This window comes from Fischerella sp. PCC 9605 (assembly GCF_000517105.1).
Lineage (GTDB): Bacteria > Cyanobacteriota > Cyanobacteriia > Cyanobacteriales > Nostocaceae > PCC9605.
Genome location: NZ_KI912148.1, coordinates 1,530,875 through 1,554,442 on the forward strand (window position 1 = coordinate 1,530,875; position 23,568 = coordinate 1,554,442).

A 23,568-nucleotide genomic window follows, 5' to 3' on the forward strand; every position below is an offset into this window, starting at 1 on the left:
CTCGTGGAAACCGTAAATATCCATCAAGCTAAAACAAATCTTTCACGGCTTTTGTCGCGAGTGGAACTTGGAGAAGAAATCATTATTTCAAACCGAGGCGTTCCAATCGCAAAGCTAGTTCCGTTTCGCACCTCATCAAATCGACGAGCTAGTTTAGGGCAAGATCGAGGGCGTTTCATCGTGCCAGAAGATTTTAATGCTCCTTTGCCGGAAGAGATTTTGGCAGCATTCGAGGGTGGCCAGCAGTGAGACTCTTGCTGGATACACAGTGCTGGTTGTGGTGGTTTGCCCAACCAGAGTGTTTGAATGAAGAGGCGATCGCCCACATTGCCGATGAAACCAACGAATTGTGGTTCTCTGTTGCCAGTATCTGGGAAATGAGCATCAAAGTTGCGATCGGAAAGTTGCCACTGCCAGAACCGATAGATAGCTATATTTCTAGCCGCATGGTGCAATTGGGAGCGCGATCGCTAGGAATTACAGCACCTCATGCTTTACGAGCGGCTGCGTTGCCCCTACATCACCGAGATCCTTTTGACAGAATGCCGATCGCACAGACTCAAATGGAGGATATGATGCTTGTGAGTGCTGATTCAATATTCAAGCAGTACGACGTTTCTATCCTTTGGGCAGCCAGTTCGTGATAACTTATATCATGTCCGCTTGAACACTTATATTATCCGCCCGTGTCGGTAATTGGTAATTGGGCGTTGCTGATTTCATGTATGATGCAGGATGTTGCGTTCTGCCAAAACCCTTGTAGAAAGGATTAATATCAAGTCCGACTAATTCATGTTCATTAAAAACCCTCACCTTTGTCGGACACCCCTCTCAAGTTGGGAGAGGAGTAGGGGGTGAGGGCAGATCGATAACTAATCAAACGGATTTGATATAAGGCGTTTACTTTAAACTAAAAATAACGTCGTCACAGCTTGGTAATGAAACAAATTACATTTAAGGTTCAAGCATTTTGGGATGCTGAAGCAGAAGTTTGGGTTGCAACTAGCGAAGATGTGCCAGGATTGGTAACAGAAGCTTCTACAATTGAGGTTCTTACGCAAAAACTCCGAGAAATGATTCCGGAACTCATCTTTCTCAACAGAATTGTGCCTTCTGATCACGTCATACAGCCAATGCAGTTTTGAAACAAGCAGGACTGCCGAAAGCGTTTTAATCTTTATTTTATCTACCACTCCAATTGTGCAGGTGCAACCTTACTCTCATTACACTGCACGCTTGCAATCTGACCGCTTCGCATCGTCACTACTCGGTCAGCCATTGCAGCGATACCAGCATTGTGCGTAATTACCGCAGTTGTAGTACCTAGTTCCCTGTTTACCTGTTCCAATGCTTCCAACACCAGTTTGCCCGTCTGGAAATCCAGCGCCCCTGTGGGTTCATCGCACAGCAGCACTTCAGGACGCTTGGCAATAGCGCGGGCGATCGCTACCCGTTGCTGCTCACCCCCAGACAATTGTGCGGGAAAATGATTCAGGCGATCGCCCAACCCCACTAACTCCAATGCTTGTTCTGGACGCATCGGTTTGCGAGCAATATCAGTCACCAAAGCGACATTTTCTTTGGCTGTGAGGCTGGGAATCAGATTGTAGAACTGAAAGATAAAGCCAACACAGTTGCGACGAAAGCGAGTGAGTTCTGCTTCACTGGCATGGGTCAAGTCACGGTTGCGAAAAAATACATGACCGCTAGTTGGTACATCTAACCCACCCAAAATGTTCAACAGCGTTGATTTACCACTACCTGAAGGCCCTAACAATACCACAAATTCTCCCTCGTAGAGGTCAAGGTAAATCGACCGGAGGGCATGAACCTCTACCTCACCCATGCGATAGACCTTGGTGATTCCATGAATATGAAAGACCACTCCCGATGGTGCTGTAGTATCTGGGTAGGATTTTAGTATTTTGCCAAGTTTATTCTTCACTATTTTGCCTAGACAGTTTGGATATCGGCTAGCTTCACCGAGGGCAGGTAAAGTATAACTCAGCATCAGCATCTACCGACCGTCCGATGCAAGCGTTTGTTCGACCGCGATCGCATTTCAAGCCTCGCTTTATTTGGGACATCACTCCAGTGATGCTTGTGCAAAGGCAGTATGATTGGGCAACATCATCTGCCAGTCACGCAGGGTCTCCACATCAGCTATAGGGTTAAGAAATTCTCCATCAAGCAGGTGCCCTCCTGCTTTGCGATCGCTCGTAATGAAATGAAAGTGATAGCCTGCCACATTCACACTTTTGAGATATTGCGGCAGCCGAAACCCCACTAAAGTACCCCGCACATCTCGCAATTCAAAAACACGCTGCTGCTGACTAACCACATCACTTAATGGGGGATAAGGAAGTGTTTGTTTGGGTACACTCCTCACTTTCAAATAAGGAAAGGTGCCTTGAATGCGAATCGCGTAAGGCAAGTTCTGCGTTGGCAACCGTTCGCCGATCTGCTGCTGCAATTCCTGATAGGTCAAAAGTCCAGTCAGACGAAGCGATCGCTCTCTACGGAAAAACGTAACAGCAGAAAATGGCGTTTTCACCTCATCTGCAACGGGATAAGCAACGCCATCCGCTTTGATTTGATAAAACTTGCCATTGAGAACAACCATCTCTCCATCCAATCCCTCGAAGGTGCCCAACCCAAAGTTTCCATGCTGTTTAAGTTCAGCTAATGTTGTGGCTCCTTCATACACCCCAACGTTTAAGGCTCCCAAGGTAGAAACCTGAAATCCTGGATGGGGCTGGAGAATTTGTTGGGAATAGGCAGGTAACACACTAACTACAAGGGCAATGAGCAATACCGCAAACCATAAATACCGTTTTAGCTTCACTATCCTTTTCCTCAGCACAAGATAAAACCTTGAACCAAAGTATCTCTTCACCAATAACTTAAGCGATCGACTAGTTAATAGTGAGACAACAGTTTGAGGAACTTGTGAAGAAAATTGGTTCAAACTGACAGTTACAGTTCCACTGGATGTTGTCCATAGAATGGCAGTGCTTCTGACCAATGGGGACGCTTTCCTTGTTGCCATTCTATATACGCCAGCTGCAATATACTTGTCACCGTCGCAGCTAATCCAGATTTGGCTTCAATTAACTGATAATTGTTATTCCAACTTGCTAACTTTTCCTGCCATGCTTCTGGCATCAACACAGTATCTGGTAATAAGACTTTGAGTCCGGAAGCATCAGGTGCAAGTTGATAAATAGCGGCGAAGATTTGACCCCGTTGTGCTGGCATTTGCACGGCAATAGCTCGATCCCCCCTAGCCCCCCTTTGTAAGGAGGGAACATAGTCCTTTTCAAGGGGGATCTGCGGGATATATTCTGACCACGCTACCGCCGCTAATGTGGAAATAGCAAATACAGGAATATCTAACTGTTGCCCTAAAGTCCTAGCAGCAACAACTCCAATACGAGTGCCGGTAAAACCACCAGGCCCCTTAGCTACAGCAATAAACGCCAAGTCTGCCCAAGTTTGAGGTTGAATAAATTCCATTAAATATTGGTGCAGCAGACTAGATAATTCACGTTCCAAATTCCAAACACCAGAACGTGTGTCGACCGCAAAGTTGCTCATCGCTAAACCCAATTCGGGAGTAGTTGTGTGCAGTGCTAAACCGTATTTTGTCGGGTCGAGATGTTGTAGTTTGGTAGACAAAGCTAATTTAAATATCTGTTTTGCTAGATGTAACTTGATTTATTCAAGCACATTGAGGCTACCACTTTATTTACTCGCACAAAAATATGTACGACTACCACACTAAACAGTAGTAGTCGCATTCAAAGCACCTGCCATTACTTATCAAGTCGGCACTAACTCACCAGGATGCAACTTCGACCACTTGCCCTGTTCTAGCTTAAAGCTACGACATCCCACAACATCCCATTCCATTTCAATCACATCGCCTCGCGGACGGATGTTGACATTGATAGATGGTTCATTCGGCTCAAAATCTGGGGTTTCAGTCAAATGGGGCTGTTGGTGTTGGGTTTCTACCGCGTGATAGGTAACACAGCGGTCTACATAGTGGCAGTTTACGCAAACACACATAATACAACCAACTCCAGAACCTTTATTGTTAATCTAGCTTAAGCCAAAACTTTATTCATTAGCCGCTGGGTTTATTTTTATTACAATGGCTAGTTTATTCTCTTCTTGTCTATTTCCGGAAAATTGGCCTTTTAGCCTGGAATTGTTGCCACAACCAGCTTACATGGTGGGTGGTGCTGTCCGAGATGCCATCTTGGGAAGAACTCGCGAATATCTGGATTTAGATTTTGTTCTACCATCCAATGCTGTCAAAGTAGCTCGTCAAATCGCGACGCATTACAAAGCCGGTTTTGTTCTACTCGATTCAGAAAGACAAATTGCTCGTGTGGTTTTTCCCCACGCTACTGCTGACTTTGCCCAACAAGAAGGAGATTGTCTAGAAGCCGATCTGCATAGGCGAGATTTTACAGTAAATGCGATCGCCTATAACCCCCGCACCCAAGAAATCATCGATCCTTTGCAAGGTTGTGCAGATATAAAAAAACATCTTTTGAGGATGGTATCACCCGCCAACTTGGAAGACGATCCCTTGCGGTTACTACGGGCCTATCGCCAAGCCTCCCAACTCGGCTTTAGCATTGAAACAGCAACCCAAGCAGCTATTCGTGCTTTAGCGTCACACATAGCTAAAGTTGCCCCAGAACGAATACGGGTAGAATTGAGCTATATGCTGGCAAGTCCTCAGGCTACTCCTTGGCTGATCGGTGCTAGCGAAGATGGTTTGCTTGCACCTTTTTTCAAATCCGCCACACCAGAACACTTCCATCAACTTGCAGAAGTTGACACAGCAGCTAATCAACTTACATCTAGATGGCCGCAATTAAGCGAACAACTGCAAAGCTACGTCCGCGATACTGTTAAAACTACTTGGTTAGGTATTGCCAAACTCGCTTGTTTGGTGAACCCAAACCCAGAAATAGCAGAAATTGAACTGCAAGAACTCACCTACAGCCGTGCAAAAATTAAAGCCGTTACCACCGCCCTGAAACTGTTCCCACAACTAAAAACTCCCCTGATGACTTTGCGAGAACAGTATTTTTTCTTTCAGGAGGCGGGTGCTGTATTTATAATTACAGCTATTTTATCCGTGATACACGGTCAATCGGTAGAGGCGATCGCACCCTTAATAAGCCGCTACCTTAACCCTGACGACCTGGTCGCGCATCCCACCCCTCTAGTGAGTGGGAGAGATATAATGGTAGCATTAAAAACTCCTGCTTCACCACTGGTAGGCAAACTGCTGACAGAAATTGCGATCGCTCAAATTGAGGGGAAGGTTTCTACACCAGAAGAAGCGATCGCTTTTGCAGCAAAGTTAGTTATTAATCATTAAAAGGACTATTGCGAATCGCATCGCCAAAGCTTGGACAAACAAAACCGTGGACGTGACATCTACCAACATCAGCCATCCAAGTGAATGCAGCCGCTTCAGGCTTCCGTTTTACTTGTGATAATATTAACTCCATCAAAGCTTTACCGCACCCTAATCGAGGATAAGCATCGATTACCCTCTCTACTGTTTCTGGAGCAATGTCTTGAAGCCGCATTCCCGCCGCATCCACACCTGCTCCCAAATGTACTAAGGCAATTTCTGGTTGTTTGCGTGAAGCAATACCAATAGAGGTATGCAAGGCAATTGCATCCCAAACGATTTCAGCTTTTTCTTGTGGTAATCCGTGTTCTAAGAGGAATGCTTGGGCAGCATCAGCACTATCTACCTCAAACCGCTGTTGACCATCAAATCGTTCTGTTAAACCAAGGTCATGCATTACTGCACTTAAGTATAGTAATTCACGATCAAATTTAAGTGCATCTCGTCGCCCTAAAATCTCTCCAAACAAGTATGTACGAACACAGTGGTTATACAGAAACTTGGGGGATACCTCTGCAACTAATTGTGTCGCTTTTTTGGCTAACTCACTATCTGGAATCGACAGCTCAGTAAAGTTGAAAGAAGCTGACACGATAATTCTCCTTGTTTTTCTTGCTGTAAGTGTAGATGGTAAAGTTGAACTAGAATTGTGCCTAGTCCTCGAACGAGTACACTTTACAACACTGGCTTTTAAGCTGATAAAATTAGAATCTCATCAAGTTGGTTGATCACCACATCTGCACCTGCGACATTATCTGGCTTACCTACCCAAGTAATACCAATGCAACCTGCGGCTTTGGCGTTACGCGCCATTTGCATATCACCAACAGAATCTCCTACCATCAGCGTAGCACTAGGCTCTACTCCCAATTTTTCACAAGCTTGTAAAAATAACACAGGATCTGGTTTACTCGGCCCTTCGTCTACTCCCATTTCCAACTGGATATAATCACTCAATCGGTGATTGTCTACAAACTTACGTACTTCTTGTGTTGTCGCTGCTGAGAGAATGCCAAGTTTCAGTCCTGTTTCTGATAGGTTCTTCAGGACTTCTAAACAACCAACAAATAAGGGTGAAGGAGTCTTGCCAATATATTTTTCTGCATCTTCTAAGGCTTGACGCGCTATTTCTAGCGACTCAAACCACCCCCGTCCAGTTTCGGCAATATATGCAGCGGCGGCGACTTCTGTTTCGCGGCGACTCGCCACTGCTATTAAACCCGCAGGATCGAGAATATCACCATTGACGCCAAACGCCATTAATAATGGTTCACCAATTCCGGGAATTTGCGCGTCTATTATCCGTGCTCCTCTTTGGGCAAGCGATCGCAAATACGTTTCTGAGTCTTCCAGAGTACCATTTTTGTCAAACAAAATCGCCTGGATATTAGGAAAAGTAACGTTTCTACACTTAATAGTTAGCAAAAGATTCCTCCCCGTTGTTGACTGTTGTTTGTTGGTTGTTGTTTGTTTGGAATAAGCAACCACCAACTACTAACTACTAACTACCAACTACTAACCAACATAAAAAAAGAGGGAAAATCAATCCCTCTCTATGCGATACTTTCTCATTCTTTAAGCCGTTACAGATAACTACAACGACATATACATTACTCTTCAATAGCGGCTGGAATTTCTTCTTCAACTGCGACTGGAATTTCTTCTTCAACCGCGGCTACTTCAGTTGATTCAGCAGGAACAGCAGACACAGTAGCACCTTGCTGTTTAGCTAATAGCTGTTCGCGATACTTAGCAGCCATTTCTTCAGCCTTGTCATAAACTAAATCGCGATTCTTAATCATGTCACCTGGTTCAGGTTCCAGCTGCTTTGTAGATAGAGATATTCGGCCTCGTTCAGCATCCAAGTCAATGATCATGACTTTAACTTCATCATTAACATTAAACACACTGTGAGGTGTATCAATATGTTCGTGCGATATCTCAGAGATATGCAATAGACCACTTACGCCGCCAATATCAATAAAGGCACCATAGGGCTTAATACCGCGCACAGTACCGATTACTACCTCACCAACTTCGAGGCGGTTCATCTTACGCTCAACCAGTGCTCGACGGTGGGATAGTACTAAGCGGTTACGCTCCTCATCTACTTCTAAGAACTTCAATGGCAGTTCTTCACCCACCAATTCTTCTTTAGGCTTGCGAGTGCTGATGTGAGAGCCTGGAATAAATCCACGTAATCCCTCAATTCGTACCAAAGCTCCACCACGATTAGTGGCAAACACCCCAGAACGGACTGTTGCATCTTCTGCTTGCAGCTGGCGTACTCGTTCCCAAGCCCGCATATATTCTATACGGCGAATAGAAAGAGTTAATTGTCCCTCTTCGTTTTCATCACTGAGGATGTAAAATTCCCGTGTTTCGTTAGATTGTAAAACTTCTTCCGGGCTGTCTACCCGGTTAATAGACATTTCTTGTATCGGTATATATGCTGCGGTTTTAGCACCTATGTCAATCAGAGCGCCGCGTGGCTCTATACTGAAAACCGTACCGGGTACAATATCACCAGGGCTGAAATGATAATCGTATTTGTCCAGTAAAGCAGCGAATTCTTCGTGAGTAAACCCAATCTCGGTAATAGCAGTTGATTTCTGATTGACCATGCTGGTTGTTTCCTGGTTTTTAGTCTCCGTAATGGTTTTGCCACAAGTTATGATGTAGATGCAAGTACCTAATAGGCAGGCTACACCTATCATCCCTTCTCATGCTAGCGCAGAAAAGCTGACTTAACGCGTATTAACTTCCAGATAGTAGATTATATCAAAATATCGAAAATTTTTTATGTAAAGAGTCAATGGTCAAGATTCAAGACTCAAGACTCAAGAGTCAAGACTTATACCAAGTTGCGTTCAGACATAGCAATAGCAATTCGTGCCCTTACCCCTTCCCCTCTCCCAAATTGGGAGAGGGGAAGGGGTAAGGGAAGTACTATTTTTGACTGCAACTTAGTATTAACTGTTACTACTATGGGCTGTAGACTTTTGACTAAAAATAAAAATAACCACTGTTACTCATATAGAGAATAACAGCGGTTACTTGTTTTGAAGATTGCCATCAAAAATTTGGCATCTGTAAAATTACTTCTCTTTCTTTTCAATGCGAGGAGGTTCGCGGAATGCGATCGCAAAGAAGAGAGTTCCAATTGCCAAAGTCAAAATCAGGATATATGCCACGCTTTCCATATCACTAGCTCCTGCATATCTAGCCTTTGACACTCTCACAGCGCTTCGCTGATGAGATTCTTGCCTCACAGGGAGTCTAAGACTTTACCCTCCGCAAGCATCTACCGTGTGTCTCACGGCAGTAATGTATAGTGTACCAAGATACAGGGAAGATTGGGGATTGGGGATTGGGGATTGGTTTTCTTACCGATGCCCATTGCCCCTTGCCCATTGCCCAATGCCCTAATCCCTAGTCCCTCTAACTTTAGACAGCTTCCTTCTTCCGGGTTGTCAAGTCACCCACTTTCGCAAACACACCAAACTCGACCTGCTCTTCCAAATCTGGGTCAATACCAGCAAATACATCTCGGTAGATAGTCCGAGAACCATGCCAGATGTGACCAAAGAAGAACAACAGCGCAAAGCAGGCGTGTCCAAAGGTAAACCAACCTCTAGGACTCGTACGGAATACACCATCAGAGTTCAAGGTTTCTCTGTCAAATTCAAAGATTTCGCCACCTTGAGCTTTACGTGCCCACTTCTTCACATCTGCGGGGTCTGTGAAGGTTTGACCATTTAAGTCACCACCGTAGAACGAGGCTTTCACACCAGTTTGCTCAAAGCTATACTTAGATTCTGCTCGACGGAAGGGAATGTCAGCGCGGACAACACCATCTTTATCGGTCAGAACTACTGGGAAAGTTTCAAAGAAGTTGGGCAGACGGCGCACTTCTAATTCCCGTCCATCGGCATCTGTAAAGACTGCATGACCTACCCAAGACTGGGCAATGCCATCACCCTTGTTCATTGGACCTGTACGGAATAGACCGCCTTTAGCGGGGCTATTGCCGACATAATCGTAGAATGCCAATTTTTCGGGAATTTGCGACCAAGCTTGCTCAGGGGTTGCGCCATAAGCAAGGCTTGTTTGCACGCGGCGCTGAATTTCCTGCTTAAAGTAACCTTGATCCCACTGATAGCGGGTAGGGCCAAACAACTCGATTGGGGTAGTAGCACTACCGTACCACATTGTACCCGCAACGACGAAAGCCGCGAAGAATACAGCGGCAATACTGCTAGAAAGCACTGTTTCAATGTTACCCATCCGCAGGGCTTTATAGAGCCGTTCGGGTGGTCTTACCGACAGGTGGAATAAACCAGCAATAATGCCAACGATACCAGCGGCGATATGGTGAGCTACTACGCCACCAGGGTTAAACGGGTTAAAGCCATCTGGTCCCCACTCCGGTGCAACTGGTTCAACGTGACCGCTTAAACCGTAGGGGTCAGAAATCCACATTCCCGGTCCCCAGAGTCCGGTAAGGTGGAAAGCACCAAAGCCGAAGCAAAGTAGACCAGCCAAGAACAGGTGAATGCCAAACATTTTTGGCAAGTCAAGAGCGGGTTCACCAGTACGGGGGTCTTGGAATAGTTCCAAATCCCAGTAAACCCAGTGCCAAACCGCAGCTAAGAACAACAGACCAGACAGAACAATATGAGCGGCGGCAACGCCTTCAAATGACCAGAAACCTGGATCGTAGTTGGCAGCACCAGTTACGTTCCAGCCACCCCAAGAACCAACAACACCCAAACGTGCCATGAAGGGCAGCACGAACATTCCTTGACGCCACATGGGGTTGAGAACGGGGTCGCTGGGGTCATAAATAGCCAGTTCGTACAGAGCCATTGAACCGGCCCAGCCTGCCACTAAAGCTGTATGCATCAAGTGTACAGAAATCAGCCGTCCCGGATCGTTCAGAACGACTGTGTGTACTCGGTACCAAGGTAGTCCCATCGACTACGCTCCTCCTCGATGAGTTTGTTTACAAAGCAATTTTCTTGTTTTTGTTATTGCTAGAGCCTGAATTTTCCACAGCTTGGTCTTAAAAGTTAGACAGTGTGGCTGCTTGGGCAATACAACATGTACCTTTTGGGGACTAGCCCTGAAGGTAGCGATCGCCAAGCAAAAATGAGAATGTTTAAAAAAGTGTAACTATTGATGGAGCTGTTTGCAAGCGTATAAAGGCACTTGGAGTTGGTTACTCTTTGGTAGATGGTGGTTAGTAGCTAGTAGTTGGTGGTTGTTTGTTGTTTGTAACAAACAGTTAACAATCAACTACCATCAACCAACTACCAACAATCCCTATTCCCCATTCTTTACTGCACCACTGATTCGATGTTTTCTAGCTGACATCTAGCTGAGGCACTCCCCAAACGTTCGATCACTTGTTCAGCACTCATTAACCGCTTGAGCATGACTTGACCGATGGCTCGACTAGATGTACCTGGTTGTACTGGTTTTATTGGCTTCACTTCTACAGTGATAATGGCATCTTCTACACGATAAAGCCACATCACTTCGCCCTTTTCTACCAAGCAAATATTAATTTGCTCAATCTCTGGTTGGCGTCGCCATGCAGTTATCTGCCAAAGTCCATCAGATGCCCAAACTCTGCCAATTGTCCATCCTTCAGATAAAAAGAAATACTTCACACTCTTAGTCTCGCTTTTAGATTCACTATTTGTTGTTGGTAATACCGTGAAAATCTCAGTCGGTCATGTATCGAAATGAGATTTGTAGATTGTAGCTATGCAAGCACAAAGGAGTGTGGGGAGTGGAGGAGTGGGGCTGTGGGAAAGTGAAAGATATACTGAATTGTTCTTCTGTCCCTTTTTCCCCACTCTAATTTCTCCCCTCTCTCCCTATCTCCCCATCTCCGCATCTCCCCCTCTTAATTTCTCCCCCTCCTCAATTTCTACACCCTTATAAATACACTGCTCGAACTAACTAAAAAGCTTAACAAAGCTCTTCTTTTATCAAATCTGAATTTACGATAAGTTTGTGTAAGTTTGTTATTTTAATTAAATTAAACATTTTGAATTATTAATTAATATTAAAGTATGTATTGTTTTCTCATTTTCAAATTCAATATTCATCACCTAAATTGGTATATTTAAAAACCAGTTTTTCAAACAACTATAATGTAAAGTTTATTTAATAAAATCAGAAAATTTTAATTTAAACTTCTCAAGATGCAGATGAAAGTACCAGTTAAACATTGGGATATATGGCAAGGGATAATGGAAATTCCTATTCCCCATTGCCGACAGTCAGCCGCACGCCACTTGCTTTATGCCTCTTAACCATGCACGGCAACGCGGTGCTGTCCTCCTGAATCCCCAGAGGAAATTTGAGTTCCTGATTCTCTATGTCATTATTCCGTAAAAATACGTCTAATCTGACTATATTTAAAATTCATTACCGAAATTAAGACTTAGTCACCATAATAGTAAAATTACTGACCGCACTTGTTCAAAAAACCCAAGGCTATGAACTGGTTTTCCTTGTCTGCAAGACGCTGGGAGCAAATTACACAATTACTTTCTGTATTGTGTTTATGTTTATTTTTGGTTGTTAGTTGTGTGAATCTTCCACAAACAAATACACCAGCATCTGATTCTGGAAATGGTCGCATTACTATAGGTACGACACAAAAACCGCGTACCCTCGATCCATCTGATGCTTATGAATTGGCGTCACTATGGTTGGTGTATAACATGAGCGATCGCCTCTACACCTACGAAAGCGGAAATACCGTAATTAAACCACAGCTGGCTACCACATTACCTCAAGTTAGTCAGGATGGTCTGACTTACACAATCCCCTTGCGTCAAGGAATAGTATTTCATGATGGAACTCCCTTTAACGCCGAAGCGATGGCGTTTAGTATCCGCCGTTTTATTGAAAACAAGGGTAAACCAGCTTTCCTGCTAGGGGATGTGGTGGAATCAGCAAAAGCTACGGGCGAGTATGAGTTAACTATAAAGCTGAAAAAGCCATTTGCGGCGTTTCCGGCACTGCTGGCATTTAGTGGTGTCTGTCCCGTGTCGCCCAAAGCTTATGAAATTGGCGAAGGAAAATTTAACCCAAATAATTTTATCGGTACTGGCCCTTATAAATTGGCGAAATTTGGGCCTGATTCCTTACGATTTGATGTATTTGAGCAATATTGGGGAGAAAAGCCAGCAAACAACGGCATCAATGTACAAATTCTTAGCAGTGGGGTGAATTTATATAATGCCTTCCGCAAAAAAGCTGTAGACGTAGCTTACCTAAGTATGGATCCCGATCAAATTCGCAGCTTGGAAGCAAGTGCAAAAAAAGGTGCTTGGCAGGCGATTCCAAATCAGGGTAATGTTGTCAGTTATCTGGCGATTAACCGCAATCAAAAGCCTGTGGATAACTCAGCGGTAAGACAAGCGATCGCGGCAATGATTAACCGTCCATTATTATACGAGCGAGTGTTGTATGGTCAAGCGGAAGCACTTTACAGTTTGATACCAACAGCATTTAATGATTACCAGCCAGTTTTTAAAGAGCAATACGGTGATGGCAACATCCAAAAAGCTAAAGAACTGCTTACTAAAGCTGGTTTTTCCAAAGACAATCCCGCCAAGGTTGAGGTTTGGTATCCCTCTAGTTCTCCGACCCGGAGTTTAGCAGCAATAGTACTCAAAGCCCTTACTAAAAAAACAATGGATGGCATTCTCCAATTTGAAGTTAATACTGTAGAATCCACCACTGCTTTTAAAAACATTGCTAAGGGCTTATATCCAACATTCTTACTAGATTGGTATCCTGATTTTTTGGACGCAGACAATTACATTCAGCCGTTTTTAGCTTGTGACAAAGGCTCATCTGAAAAAGGATGCGAAGATGGAGGAAGTCAATCTCAGGGTTCTTTTTACTATAGTCAGCAAATGAATCAATTGATTGACAAGCAGCGACAAGAACAAAACCCCGAAGCACGCAAAAAAATCTTTGCAGAAATTCAAGACATATTGGCGCGGGATGTACCTTACGTTCCCTTATGGCAAAGTAAAGATTATGTATTTGCTCAAACAGGTATTAGCGGCGTGCAACTAGATCCCACTCAAAATTTGATATATAAAAACATCAAGAAATAGTCATTTGTCCTTTGTCATTTGTCATTTGTCTTTACCAATAACTAATGACCAATGACTAATAACCAATGACCAATGACCAATAACCAATGACTAATTGACTATGTCCCGTTCCAAAGCTATAACTTATTACATTACAGCCCGTTTGCTGTTAGCTCCACTCCAGTTGTTAACTATCATTACCATCGTGTTTCTGTTGCTGAGATCAACACCTGGAGATCCAGTTGACGCAATTTTGGGTGCGCGTGCGCCAGAAAGCGCTAAGGAAGAATTGCGAAAACAACTCGGTTTAAACTTGCCTTTATGGTTGCAGTACTTAAATTACATGGGCAACTTGCTACGCTTCGATATGGGCAAATCTATTGCCAGTCGGGGACAACAAGTTTGGGATATCATTTGGCAATATTTCCCAGCGACAGCAGAGTTAGCTATATATAGTATCGCGATCGCTCTAGTTGTTGGTATTGCTGTTGGTATTATTTCTGCTTCCCGTCCTGGTACCGCTGTAGATGTAGGGGGAAGATTGTTTGGAATCGTCACCTACTCACTACCCATGTTTTGGGCAGGAATGGTACTACAATTGATTTTCGCTGTTCAGCTTGATTGGTTGCCCTTGGGAACGCGTTATCCTGCAACACTACCAGCCCCAGAAGCTATCACTGGTTTGTATACAATCGATAGTCTCTTAAGAGGCAACTTTACTCAGTTTTTCACTGCTGCACAATATCTCATTCTACCTTGTTGTACTTTGGGAATCTTGCTCAGTGGTATTTTTGAGCGAATTGTGCGTGTGAATTTAAAGCAAACAATGCAAGCAGATTATGTAGAGGCTGCTAGAGCTAGAGGTATTCCTGAAAAAACAATTTTATTTTCTCATGCCTTAAAAAATGCTCTAATTCCAGTGATTACCGTCCTAGGATTGACGTTTGCCTCTCTATTGGGAGGAGCAATTTTAACCGAAGTCACATTTTCGTGGCCTGGATTGGCAAATAGACTATATCAAGGAATTTCGGAGCGAGATTATCCTACAGTCCAAGGAATCATGGTATTTTTTGGAGCTATTGTAGTTGGGGCAAGCATTTTAATTGATATTTTCAACGCCTACGTAGACCCACGAATTCGTTACTAGTGTTTGCTATTTAATTCTGTTAGAAGCTACGTAAAAATCTAAGGTGTCATGCTAGTTAGGCGTCCAGCTACATTACGAGTTTTTGCTAGTAGATACCTTTTTTTATAAAGATTGCAACAATAAATATAAGACAGCTTTGTTGAGGTAAGGTTATGAAACCTTTTACTTCAGTAGTTTTAGCAACATTCTTGGCTGCGGTTGCAACTTTAGGTTTTGAGCAAAGTGCCAAAGCTGATGTTATTATTCGGTACGATCGTGATGGTAACATATACTCTCGACAGTATCACCGTGGTTATAGAGGCAATAGCTACCAAATTTATCGTCCCAGATATCGGGTATATCGGAAGTATCACTATAGGCCTCGTATTAAGTATCGTTCAATTCGTCCGCGCTATCGAGTAGATTATCGAGACTATTACCCAAGACCCTACCGCATTCGCTATCGTTATGACCGTTATCATTATAACGATTAGCTTTTAAACCTTCTATCTTGAAAATAGGGATTGGGGATTGGGAATAGGGGATCGCCGAAGAGTTTTCATTCCTTCGTTGTGAGCGAAAAGCCCGTGGGGGTATGACTTGAAAGTAACCTCACCCTGTCAACAGAGGACACCCTCTTTGATCTCGCGGAGAGGGGCAAGGAGTGAGGTTTTTTCATACCTGGCAGTGAAACTTGTTCCATAGGGATTCCCTCACTTGGGTTTTATGCGCTACGAAACTGTATTAAGAGATTACAGTAAGGATAGCAGAGGATTCAGGAATCACTATGGCAGCCCTCTACAGCTATGACCTACGTCAAAAAGCGATCGAGGCGGTAAAACGCAGCGTTATCGATGAAAGCCAGAATGGATTACTACAGCGAAATCGTACTTACTTAGAAAACTTTGGTTCTACAATTTCCGGCCAACTCTCAAAATTGCGTCGTACCCAATCCATCCCCACTTCGTTATTGAGTTTAATTTTCTGAGGCGTATTCGGATAAATCTTCCGCAGAATATCCGTATCTTGTTCCACAACAACTTTGGCAAAGTTGAGAAACTTCTTGCCCAACACCTTAAATGCTGGATGTTTAGGTTTACCAAACATCAATATGTATGTGCGTGTCCGCATTTCTGACTCTGGTACAAACAAATGGCATTGAGCAACTTTACCAATTGCCGTTTCCCCATGAAAGATGACTAAAGATGGAAAGTGATTTTCTAGATGTGCTTTAAGCTCTTTCGGCAACAGCAATAAATCAGGATTTTTGATTTTTTCGCCTAATGTTGTGGGTGCTGTGGGCATATTATAAAAAGCGTGAGATTCATGCCCATTGTCGATAAATTTATCAAAATTTACTTCTTCGATCCGAAATAGGGGACGATGAGTACCATTTTGATGGTTGTAATCATGCATAATTAACAGCATAGTGATTAAGTCTGTCTCTACGCTGGTGTCTGCTATATAACCAATAAAGTCATACTCAGCAGCAATTTTATTCAATATGCTAGGAATAGGAGCTTTTGGTTCTTGTCCTCCATAAGACCAAATAAAATCCCCTTGAATAATTAGTTCTAATGTTTGTGATTGCGGTAAGGTTTTTTTATTAGAGCCTGGCAAAATAGTGCAACCTTCACTATCAAATTCCAAGGCATGAAAAGGGCAAACAACCACACTACTTTTATCTTTTTTCTGTTCACACCAACCTTCTGATAACATCGCTCCCATGTGAGGACAGGCGTTGGATAAGGCGCTCACTTTGCCTGTTGCATCTTTCCACAGCACGTAGTCTGAACCGTAGATGGAAAATTTTTTGGGCTGGTTAACTTCCAACATTGATTTGTGTGCTAAGAGCCAAGGAGCACCAGCTAGCATTGATTTCATATTATGTCCTTTTATTAATTAATTTTTTAATTAGTATGTAACGGTAAAGAGTTTCTTGTCAACCATTAATTAATTTTTTAATTAATTGAGTAATTACTCCTTGCTTGTGAAAATCTTCAAAACAGAGACTATACCTTGCGATAGGCTAGAAAAGCACATTCGTGGAAATTTAGTACAGTAGTGGTTCGTTCAGCTAAAACAAAACGCTCATCTAACAGCAGTCGCCAAGTTCGAGATCCGGAGGCGACAAAACAGCAGATTTTGGATGCAGCGGAAACGGAATTTTCCAAGCATGGGTTAAGTGGGGCGCGAATAGAGGCGATCGCCACCCGTGCAGGGGTAACTACAGCGATGATCCACTACTATTTTGAGAACAAGGAAGGACTATATAAAACTGTGTTGCAACGTCCTGCGACTGAGTTGCATGACGCACTGCAACAACTAAATTTGGATACTTTACCACCAGAAGAAGCTCTAAAGACTATGATTCGAGCTGCGATCGCCTACGAAGCGGCCCATCCTCATCGAGGGATGCTTTGGTTTCAGGAAGCCAACCAAAATCAGGGCAAGTATTTTAAATTGGGCAACTGGCAAGAAACCTTCGCCCATGTCATCAAAATATTAGAACGGGGTATAGCAGAGAGAAAATTTCGTCAACTAGACCCTTTTTTGGTATGCATACAGATTAGTGGCATCTGTACTTTATACTTTAATGCTCACGAAAACATCAAGCATCTTACCCCAAATGTGGATAGGTTGAGTCCAGAAATGATTGAGAAATACACCCAAGAAGCAATTAATTTAATCTTGGCAGGAGTGCGAGCGTGAGAGTGGGGGAGTGGGAGATGGGGAGATGGGGAGATGGGGAGATGGGGAGAAAATAATTCAAAATTTAAAATTCAAAATTCCCAACGAAGAATCTTTTTGACATTTGATTTTTGACTTGTTACGCCACTAACCACTAACTACTAACTACTAACGAATGACAAATGACCAATGACTAAAACGATTGTTGTTAAAATCGGGACTTCTAGTCTTACTCAACCAGAAACAGGAAAATTGGCAATTTCTACGATTGCAACCTTAGCAGAAACACTCTCGCATTTACAACAACAGGGACATCGGATGATTTTGGTTTCTTCTGGTGCTGTTGGAGTGGGTTGTGCGCGCCTAGGTTTAGGCGAAAGACCAAAGGCGATCGCCCTCAAACAAGCAGTGGCAGCAGTTGGACAAGGGCGTTTAATCCGTGTATATGATGATTTATTTAATACCTTACAACAACCTATAGCTCAAGTATTGCTTACCCGCAGCGACTTAGTACAGCGCAGTCGCTATCTGAATGTCTACAAAACCTTTAAGGAATTACTGGAACTAGGGGTAATTCCTGTGGTGAATGAAAATGATACCGTAGCAGTGGAGGAATTAAAATTTGGAGACAATGACACTCTTTCGGCTTTAGTTGCTAGTTTAGTACATGCAGATTGGCTATTTTTACTTACCGACGTAGATAGACTTTACTCAGCCGATCCCCGTTCCGTACCGGATGCCCAGCCGATCGCATTAGTTAGCAATCTCAAGGAATTAGAAGAATTACAGGTGCAAACAGGCACTCAAGGTTCCCAATGGGGTACGGGTGGTATGGTGACAAAAATTTCTGCCGCACGAATTGCCATTGCTGCTGGTGTTCGCACCGTAATTACCGAAGGTAAATATCCCCAAAATATAGAAAAAATATTACATGGAGAACTACTTGGCACTCACTTTGAACCACAACCGGAGCCAACCTCGGCTCGCAAACGCTGGATAGCTTACGGTCTACTTCCTACTGGCAAATTATATTTAGATGAAGGAGCAGTGGTAGCAATTTCGCAAGCAGGCAAATCTTTATTAGCTGCTGGCATTACCGCTGTGGAAGGCGAATTTGATACCCAAGAAGCCGTGCTATTATGCGATCCAAGAGGTAAAGAAATTGCTAGAGGACTTGTAAACTACACCAGTGCTGAACTGCAAAAAATTCGCGGGTGTCGTTCGAGCGAAATTGCAGTGATTTTGGGATATGAAAGTGGAGAAACGGCGGAAACAGTGATTCACCGAGATAATTTGGTTTTGACTACTTAAGCTCATTCCTCGGAGTTGTGCGCTCTTTCTCGTTACCAGATTCAACCTGGTAACGAGAGTTTGTTGCATAGGCGAATCACACAACGAGGGAATGAAAATCTCTTCCCCGATTCTCAATCCCCAATCCCTATTTTCAAGTTAGACGTCCATGCGATTTCATCACACACCAAACGGATGAAAATAAATCTTTCCTTTCCCCCTTAACCTTTCACGCCAGTCGCTAGAACGGAGGAGCCACTGCGGTGGACGGGTTTCCCGGCATAAAGCACGTGGCGTGGAACCTCCAAGGGCGTGCTGGCTCCCCTTTCCCCTATTTTCAAGATAGATATAAATTAACGTTTGTAGACCAAGAAACCAGCGATCGCATCTAGAAGCGCTTCTTTTTCATCTACCCGAATCAAGTGACCGCTATTTTCAAAGATTCTTAAGTCGGCGTTGGGAATTGCTTTAGCAATTTCAGAGGAGAATTCTGGAGGACAAATCCAGTCATGCCGCCCGCCAATTACTAAAGTCGGTGCAGTAATCTTGTATAGCCGATCGAGGACGTTGTAGTTCCGCAGAAAGCCACCAAAGGCAACATTAATGGCATCGACAGAGAAAATAGTCCGATCCCAAGTTTTGCCAGATGAGGAGGGATCGTAGGTCAGCGAATACATTGATCCCATGACTTTAAAATACTCCCGTAGTTGTTCCTCATTTTCAAAAGAACCATTCCAAAGTCGCTGGGCAATTTTCTTTTGTTCTTCGGTTCCTCGATGTGCCAAAATCTCTTTGGCTCGCTCTAGAAAGCGGTAATTAGCCGCCGTGGCAATGACAATCAGATGCGATATATTCTGGGGATAGCGAACCGCATAAGAAAGAGCAACCATACCGCCGTAGGAAGTGCCAATGACAACAATTTGGTCAAGACCTAGGTAACGGCGCAATGCTTCCATATCTTCGACATTGTTGTCTAGGGTGTAGGTTTGCTTCGATCCCCGGGCAGAACGTCCCTGGCCTCGATGGTCAAAATAAACTAGTTGCAGCTTTTGAGCGAGAGGAGAGAAGGCGGGTTTATAGGAAGTATGATCCGCACCAGGGCCACCGTGAATCAAAAAGGCAACAGGTTTGGTGTGAATGCGATCGCCATCCACTACTAAAGAAGAACCTTCCACATCAAAGAAAATCTCTGTATCTCGAATTTTTGCTCGCATTTTTCACTCCTCCCTACATGCCAATTTTCCCTTAAAATCGGTTGTGGTTGGCGGTAAGAGTATGTGCGGTGCGATCGCTATTTCACCATCTTTACTATGGACGGGTCAGCAATTCTAGGTTATGGCCATCAATATCGTAGAAATAAAAGCCACGACCCCCTTTTCTGTGATTGATTTGACCTTTGTTCTGGTGCATGGGGTCACTACTGTATTCAAGACCTGCCTCTTTCACCCGTGCAAAGATGGCATCAAATTCTTCATCACTAACATGAAACGCATAGTGATGTGACTCAAATTTCTCCCTGTCGGCAAAGTCAAGTGTCAGCGTATCATTGACATGCACAGCGGCAAAAGGGCCAACAGGAGAATCAACCTTCAGACCAAAAATATGAGCAAAAAAACGTGCTGATGCTTCTTTATCACGGGCAGGCACTATGGTGTGATTTAGAGTAATTGTCATGTCACACCTCTCCTCCTTATTTGGGCGATCGTTATTACTAACTCTCTATCAGAGTTGATAACAACAAAGTTCTTTGTTTACTTTGATGCAATTCTTCTCTATTTTAATCTTTTTGTTACTGACACCAGCGGGGCAGCAAGCTTCGAGTCAAATCAACTAAGCATCACCGGGTGTCAGTGAAGAAATTCTTGGACGGGCACTCAAAGACTTTGCTAAACGAGAGCAAGTTGTTATTGCTACTAAAGTTTACAACCAAGTGGGCGATGCTATCAATGATCGAGGACTATTTCGCAAACATATTTTTGATGCGATCGATGTCTCACTGGAGCGATTCCAGAATGATTGCGTAGATTTGTACTAAATTCATCGTTGGGGCTATGAGACACGAAGCTATGAGACACGAATTAGCGATCGCCCTACAGACGCCCTCAAAGGCGATCGCTTATAGACAGTTTTCTCCCTTGCTCTTTGGGCAGAATTTAGTATTTGTATGTGAGCGATCGCAGTAATGCGCGATCGCTGAGAAACATTAATTTACTACAACTGTTTCAGTAGCTGATTAACAGATAACACGGGCATAGTTGCACTTGAAAAATCATGATCGCGGGTAACAATTGCATCTAAACCTTGAGCAATTGCACAAGCAATTTGTACAGCGTCTTCAAAATCTGCTAAACCTGACGTTAAAGCAACTTCCAAAACAGTGCGATCAACAGGGCAAACCTCCATAACTGCCAGTATGATAGAGATTGTCTGCCTTGCTCGTTCGAGACTTTGGGTTTGCCTTTTGGCTATGTAGAAAATATCCGTTAGCGTTGTTGCAGTGACATAACCTACAACTTGTCCAGCACCGATCGCTTGAAACAAGGCTTCTGCATCCGACAAAAATGGCTCCCGCTCTAGCAAGAAATCAAGAACAATGTTGGTATCGATGAGAACTCTCACTTGAGATACTTCTCCACTCGATACTCTTCCAGCATTGCCTCGATCTGAGCGTCAGTGGGTGGCGGCTGGTCTGTTTTTAGCAAACCACGCATCTGATTAATCAGAGTCTTTCGATTTGGTTGTAGGTTTAGATTGCCTTTTAGGGATTCAATGATGTCACTGACTAATGCGAGGCGATCGCTCACCGATAAGTTACGGGCTTGCTCTTTCAACTTTTGCAATGACATGAAAACTACTCCAACGATCGCTGGTATCTAGATTCTAATATGAGTGATCGCTCATCTGTAGCCTAGTTTTATTCACAAGAGAATGTCCTTTACAATCCAGTGTTAGGTGGCTGGCGACTACTCACAATTTACTCTAACAACCAAGCAAGCAAATCCTTAATTGTAAGGTGTAACTCACCCGCAAACGATGGCATAGGAAGAAGTGCATCTGGCTCATCAAACACTTCAGTTTCTTGTTTGGGACGATAAATAAACACAGTTTGCTCATTCGGATCAATTAGCCAACCCATTTGAGTTCCATACTTTAGACAATGAAGAATATTTTTCGTCACTTTTGTCTGGTTTTGATCGGGAGACAAAATTTCAATTGTCCAATCTGGAGCGATGGAAAATGTATTGGCAACCTCCCCATTCTCATCACGGGGAATCCTACTCCAAATAAAAACCGCGATGTCAGGTACAATTGAACGACCACCAAAAGTACAACGCAACTCAGGAAACGCACGAGCGATACGATTAGGCTTTACTACACCATTGATGGTAGATATAAATTCTCCTTGAATTGTACTATGTTTCCCTTGGGGCATGGGCTTCTGGATAATTTGACCATCAATGTACTCACTAGCAGGTTTTGTTTCTGGTAGTTGCAGAAACTCTTCTAATGTCAGCATTTTAGATGGTACTTGTACCATTTTGCGCTTGCCTCCAAGTCTGCCAGAGCAAATTCCAATCTCTATCTTAGCTAGAAAACTCAATCAAAATTGCCCTACCGGATCGCTTAGTAGCGCCTAGACTTCTCAATTGGGTAATCGCTCACAGGCAGTTTGCTCCCCTTGCTCTTAGTAGACACTAGTATCTGGACTTGTTTATGAGCGATCGCGCATTGCTGTGACATAAGCTGTAGCCTAGTTTTGGCAAACCCTCAGTAATTAACGGCAAAGGTCAGCCACCGCAAGTCACCTCTGAAACTCAACCGATAACCTCAATACGGTCAGTTGCGCCGCGTTCTTATACCACGCTACAACTTGCCGATTAGCTTGTCGTACTCTGCATGAGTCCCAATCCAAAACCAAGAAATGCCATCTTCTACTTCAACACCTAAAGCCTGATAATCTAGCCCTGCCCGAACTGACCAATACTTGTTACCAATCTTTTTGAAGTGCAACGATGGATGAGATGGATCAGCTTTAAGCAACTCATAGCATTGATCGGCAGTTTGCTGTACGTTTTCGGGTAAAGTGTTGTAGCATTTCCAAAATCGCCGTGTCGTGTAGTGCATTAAATTTCTCGACACTGCCCTGACTCGAATTCAGCGATCGCCTCTTGAGCTAAGGCTTCTAACTTACCATCTGCAATGTCTTGCTCTAGCTGTTCATCCCAATGCTGATAATCCAAGTCAAAAAACCACTGCCTTAGACGCTCGAAATCCTGTGACGGAAGTGTTAGAATCGCCGCTTCAATTTCTTCTAGGGTTGACATATCAATAATTTACCTCTTTGCTCTTGAGCAAATTATAGCTTTGCGTCAACTGCAACGCGGTTATGTGATTGCTATTGCAAATAGCGCTTTTTATCTCTTTTAATTTTACTGGCTAGCAAGCGATCGCCCTACACCGTCGCAATTATCCCGTAATGGATAACCTCACGATTTTAAAGGAGCGATCGCTAAAAAACAGTTTGCTCTCCTTGCTCTTTCAGCAGACGCTAGTATCTGGACTTTATTATGAGCGATCGCACTTCACTTGTTTATATAGATTCGTTGTCATCGCTGTTACCTAATAGACCTCGTCATGGCTACCAATATCTACAAACACAGCATTCCCATCCTCTGTGAAGTAAAACAATACCCTCTCGTCATAACCCACGCTGAAACTCCATAATTCATTGAGCTTGCCAGACAATTTGTGAGTTTTCAGACTTTGATCAAATCGGTCTGTTGTAAACTGCTCCAGCTTTTGCCAAAATCTTGCTTCTAAATCTACGTTTCCCTTGATTCGCTTTTTAAAGGCACGTCGGAATGAAGAACTGAAACTAACTTCCACTA

General features: G+C 43.6%; 29 protein-coding genes and 1 pseudogene. 11 read left to right on the forward strand and 19 right to left on the reverse strand.

Annotated elements, in window-relative coordinates:
- Window positions 1-3: 3 nt before the first annotated feature.
- The 3 genes from FIS9605_RS0109015 (at window position 4) to FIS9605_RS36635 (ending at window position 1,145) form a co-directional block, all read left to right on the forward strand.
- Window positions 4-249 carry a type II toxin-antitoxin system Phd/YefM family antitoxin gene (locus tag FIS9605_RS0109015; protein WP_026732296.1) on the forward strand — a complete coding sequence of 82 codons (246 nt, stop codon included), beginning with the start codon at window positions 4-6 and terminating at the stop codon, window positions 247-249.
- Complete coding sequence (locus FIS9605_RS0109020) at window positions 246-644, forward strand: type II toxin-antitoxin system VapC family toxin (protein ID WP_026732297.1); 399 nt, start codon at window positions 246-248, stop codon at window positions 642-644. Before FIS9605_RS0109015 ends, FIS9605_RS0109020 begins: the two co-directional genes overlap by 4 nt.
- A 294-nt stretch (window positions 645-938) precedes the next feature.
- Window positions 939-1,145 carry a DUF1902 domain-containing protein gene (locus FIS9605_RS36635; RefSeq protein WP_035139485.1) on the forward strand — a complete coding sequence of 69 codons (207 nt, stop codon included), beginning with the start codon at window positions 939-941 and terminating at the stop codon, window positions 1,143-1,145.
- 41 nt (window positions 1,146-1,186) lie between these two features.
- On the opposite strand, the gene FIS9605_RS0109030 is transcribed toward FIS9605_RS36635, so the two are convergent.
- The 4 genes from FIS9605_RS0109030 to FIS9605_RS0109045 form a co-directional block, all read right to left on the reverse strand.
- Entirely contained in the window at window positions 1,187-1,945 is a 759-nt protein-coding gene (locus FIS9605_RS0109030) for an ABC transporter ATP-binding protein (RefSeq protein WP_442854690.1), read from the reverse strand.
- Window positions 1,946-2,086: 141 nt separating this feature from the next.
- Window positions 2,087-2,845, reverse strand: a complete 759-nt coding sequence (gene budA, locus FIS9605_RS0109035; protein WP_026732299.1) for an acetolactate decarboxylase — start codon at window positions 2,843-2,845, stop codon at window positions 2,087-2,089.
- A 131-nt stretch (window positions 2,846-2,976) separates the two neighbouring features.
- The gene (gene tsaB / locus FIS9605_RS0109040; RefSeq protein ID WP_026732300.1) at window positions 2,977-3,678 is read right to left on the reverse strand and encodes a tRNA (adenosine(37)-N6)-threonylcarbamoyltransferase complex dimerization subunit type 1 TsaB; all 702 of its coding nucleotides are present in this window, start codon (window positions 3,676-3,678) and stop codon (window positions 2,977-2,979) included.
- Between the two features lie 144 nt (window positions 3,679-3,822).
- Window positions 3,823-4,071, reverse strand: a complete 249-nt coding sequence (locus tag FIS9605_RS0109045) for a Ycf34 family protein (protein WP_026732301.1) — start codon at window positions 4,069-4,071, stop codon at window positions 3,823-3,825.
- 85 nt (window positions 4,072-4,156) lie between these two features.
- Here FIS9605_RS0109045 and FIS9605_RS0109050 point away from each other — a divergent pair, with 85 nt between their 5' ends.
- On the forward strand, window positions 4,157-5,404 hold the full coding sequence (locus tag FIS9605_RS0109050; RefSeq protein WP_026732302.1) for a CCA tRNA nucleotidyltransferase: 1,248 nt from the start codon (window positions 4,157-4,159) through the stop codon (window positions 5,402-5,404).
- Here the strand turns inward: FIS9605_RS0109050 and FIS9605_RS0109055 are convergent.
- The 6 genes from FIS9605_RS0109055 to FIS9605_RS0109080 all read right to left on the reverse strand — a co-directional run bounded on the left by FIS9605_RS0109055 (window position 5,394) and on the right by FIS9605_RS0109080 (window position 11,118).
- Window positions 5,394-6,035, reverse strand: a complete 642-nt coding sequence (locus tag FIS9605_RS0109055; RefSeq protein WP_035139488.1) for an HD domain-containing protein — start codon at window positions 6,033-6,035, stop codon at window positions 5,394-5,396. The genes FIS9605_RS0109050 and FIS9605_RS0109055 overlap by 11 nt on opposite strands.
- A 98-nt stretch (window positions 6,036-6,133) precedes the next feature.
- Window positions 6,134-6,868, reverse strand: coding sequence for an HAD family hydrolase (locus FIS9605_RS0109060; protein WP_026732304.1), 735 nt, complete (start codon window positions 6,866-6,868; stop codon window positions 6,134-6,136).
- A 185-nt stretch (window positions 6,869-7,053) separates the two neighbouring features.
- Complete coding sequence (locus FIS9605_RS0109065) at window positions 7,054-8,067, reverse strand: 30S ribosomal protein S1 (RefSeq protein ID WP_026732305.1); 1,014 nt, start codon at window positions 8,065-8,067, stop codon at window positions 7,054-7,056.
- 474 nt (window positions 8,068-8,541) lie between these two features.
- On the reverse strand, window positions 8,542-8,646 hold the full coding sequence (locus FIS9605_RS0109070) for a photosystem II reaction center protein T (RefSeq protein WP_026732306.1): 105 nt from the start codon (window positions 8,644-8,646) through the stop codon (window positions 8,542-8,544).
- A 244-nt stretch (window positions 8,647-8,890) separates the two neighbouring features.
- On the reverse strand, window positions 8,891-10,420 hold the full coding sequence (gene psbB / locus FIS9605_RS0109075) for a photosystem II chlorophyll-binding protein CP47 (protein ID WP_026732307.1): 1,530 nt from the start codon (window positions 10,418-10,420) through the stop codon (window positions 8,891-8,893).
- 362 nt (window positions 10,421-10,782) lie between these two features.
- Window positions 10,783-11,118 (reverse strand): hypothetical protein, encoded by a 336-nt coding sequence (locus FIS9605_RS0109080; RefSeq protein WP_026732308.1) that lies wholly within the window; start codon window positions 11,116-11,118, stop codon window positions 10,783-10,785.
- A gap of 837 nt (window positions 11,119-11,955) precedes the next feature.
- Here FIS9605_RS0109080 and FIS9605_RS0109085 point away from each other — a divergent pair.
- The 3 genes from FIS9605_RS0109085 (at window position 11,956) to FIS9605_RS0109095 (ending at window position 15,192) form a co-directional block, all read left to right on the forward strand.
- Window positions 11,956-13,593, forward strand: a complete 1,638-nt coding sequence (locus FIS9605_RS0109085; RefSeq protein WP_026732309.1) for an ABC transporter substrate-binding protein — start codon at window positions 11,956-11,958, stop codon at window positions 13,591-13,593.
- A gap of 100 nt (window positions 13,594-13,693) precedes the next feature.
- Window positions 13,694-14,719 carry an ABC transporter permease gene (locus FIS9605_RS0109090; RefSeq protein ID WP_026732310.1) on the forward strand — a complete coding sequence of 342 codons (1,026 nt, stop codon included), beginning with the start codon at window positions 13,694-13,696 and terminating at the stop codon, window positions 14,717-14,719.
- Window positions 14,720-14,871: 152 nt separating this feature from the next.
- Window positions 14,872-15,192, forward strand: a complete 321-nt coding sequence (locus tag FIS9605_RS0109095; protein WP_026732311.1) for a hypothetical protein — start codon at window positions 14,872-14,874, stop codon at window positions 15,190-15,192.
- 397 nt (window positions 15,193-15,589) lie between these two features.
- Here the strand turns inward: FIS9605_RS0109095 and FIS9605_RS0109100 are convergent, their stop codons facing one another.
- A complete protein-coding gene (locus FIS9605_RS0109100; RefSeq protein WP_035139491.1) occupies window positions 15,590-16,573 on the reverse strand; it encodes a Rieske 2Fe-2S domain-containing protein in 984 nt (327 codons plus the stop codon).
- A 189-nt stretch (window positions 16,574-16,762) separates the two neighbouring features.
- Between FIS9605_RS0109100 and FIS9605_RS0109105 the strand changes: the two genes are divergently transcribed.
- On the forward strand, window positions 16,763-17,410 hold the full coding sequence (locus FIS9605_RS0109105) for a TetR/AcrR family transcriptional regulator (RefSeq protein ID WP_026732313.1): 648 nt from the start codon (window positions 16,763-16,765) through the stop codon (window positions 17,408-17,410).
- Window positions 17,411-17,578: 168 nt separating this feature from the next.
- The gene (proB, locus tag FIS9605_RS0109110) at window positions 17,579-18,700 is read left to right on the forward strand and encodes a glutamate 5-kinase (RefSeq protein ID WP_026732314.1); all 1,122 of its coding nucleotides are present in this window, start codon (window positions 17,579-17,581) and stop codon (window positions 18,698-18,700) included.
- A 332-nt stretch (window positions 18,701-19,032) separates the two neighbouring features.
- Here the strand turns inward: proB and FIS9605_RS0109115 are convergent, their stop codons facing one another.
- Both FIS9605_RS0109115 and FIS9605_RS0109120 read right to left on the reverse strand, forming a co-directional pair.
- A complete protein-coding gene (locus FIS9605_RS0109115) occupies window positions 19,033-19,893 on the reverse strand; it encodes an alpha/beta fold hydrolase (protein ID WP_026732315.1) in 861 nt (286 codons plus the stop codon).
- A 94-nt stretch (window positions 19,894-19,987) separates the two neighbouring features.
- Window positions 19,988-20,353, reverse strand: a complete 366-nt coding sequence (locus tag FIS9605_RS0109120; RefSeq protein WP_026732316.1) for a VOC family protein — start codon at window positions 20,351-20,353, stop codon at window positions 19,988-19,990.
- A gap of 178 nt (window positions 20,354-20,531) precedes the next feature.
- Here FIS9605_RS0109120 and FIS9605_RS40720 point away from each other — a divergent pair.
- Window positions 20,532-20,714 (forward strand): annotated as a pseudogene (locus FIS9605_RS40720) (aldo/keto reductase); the annotation flags it as partial.
- Between the two features lie 176 nt (window positions 20,715-20,890).
- On the opposite strand, the gene FIS9605_RS0109125 reads toward FIS9605_RS40720, so the two are convergent.
- From FIS9605_RS0109125 to FIS9605_RS0109145, 5 genes are all read right to left on the reverse strand, one after another.
- Window positions 20,891-21,298 carry a PIN domain-containing protein gene (locus tag FIS9605_RS0109125; RefSeq protein WP_026732317.1) on the reverse strand — a complete coding sequence of 136 codons (408 nt, stop codon included), beginning with the start codon at window positions 21,296-21,298 and terminating at the stop codon, window positions 20,891-20,893.
- The gene (locus FIS9605_RS0109130) at window positions 21,295-21,525 is read right to left on the reverse strand and encodes a hypothetical protein (protein ID WP_026732318.1); all 231 of its coding nucleotides are present in this window, start codon (window positions 21,523-21,525) and stop codon (window positions 21,295-21,297) included. Before FIS9605_RS0109130 ends, FIS9605_RS0109125 begins: the two co-directional genes overlap by 4 nt.
- Before the next feature lie 128 nt (window positions 21,526-21,653).
- Window positions 21,654-22,217 carry a Uma2 family endonuclease gene (locus FIS9605_RS0109135; RefSeq protein ID WP_026732319.1) on the reverse strand — a complete coding sequence of 188 codons (564 nt, stop codon included), beginning with the start codon at window positions 22,215-22,217 and terminating at the stop codon, window positions 21,654-21,656.
- A gap of 326 nt (window positions 22,218-22,543) precedes the next feature.
- Complete coding sequence (locus FIS9605_RS0109140) at window positions 22,544-22,804, reverse strand: ParE family toxin-like protein (protein WP_026732320.1); 261 nt, start codon at window positions 22,802-22,804, stop codon at window positions 22,544-22,546.
- Window positions 22,804-23,004: a hypothetical protein gene (locus FIS9605_RS0109145; protein WP_026732321.1), complete on the reverse strand. Its 201-nt coding sequence runs from the start codon at window positions 23,002-23,004 to the stop codon at window positions 22,804-22,806. Before FIS9605_RS0109145 ends, FIS9605_RS0109140 begins: the two co-directional genes overlap by 1 nt.
- A 152-nt stretch (window positions 23,005-23,156) precedes the next feature.
- Between FIS9605_RS0109145 and FIS9605_RS46560 the strand changes: the two genes are divergently transcribed.
- The gene (locus FIS9605_RS46560; protein ID WP_442854691.1) at window positions 23,157-23,303 is read left to right on the forward strand and encodes a hypothetical protein; all 147 of its coding nucleotides are present in this window, start codon (window positions 23,157-23,159) and stop codon (window positions 23,301-23,303) included.
- Here the strand turns inward: FIS9605_RS46560 and FIS9605_RS0109150 are convergent.
- Entirely contained in the window at window positions 23,300-23,566 is a 267-nt protein-coding gene (locus tag FIS9605_RS0109150; RefSeq protein ID WP_026732322.1) for a type II toxin-antitoxin system RelE/ParE family toxin, read from the reverse strand. The genes FIS9605_RS46560 and FIS9605_RS0109150 overlap by 4 nt on opposite strands.
- Between the last annotated feature and the right edge of the window lie 2 nt (window positions 23,567-23,568).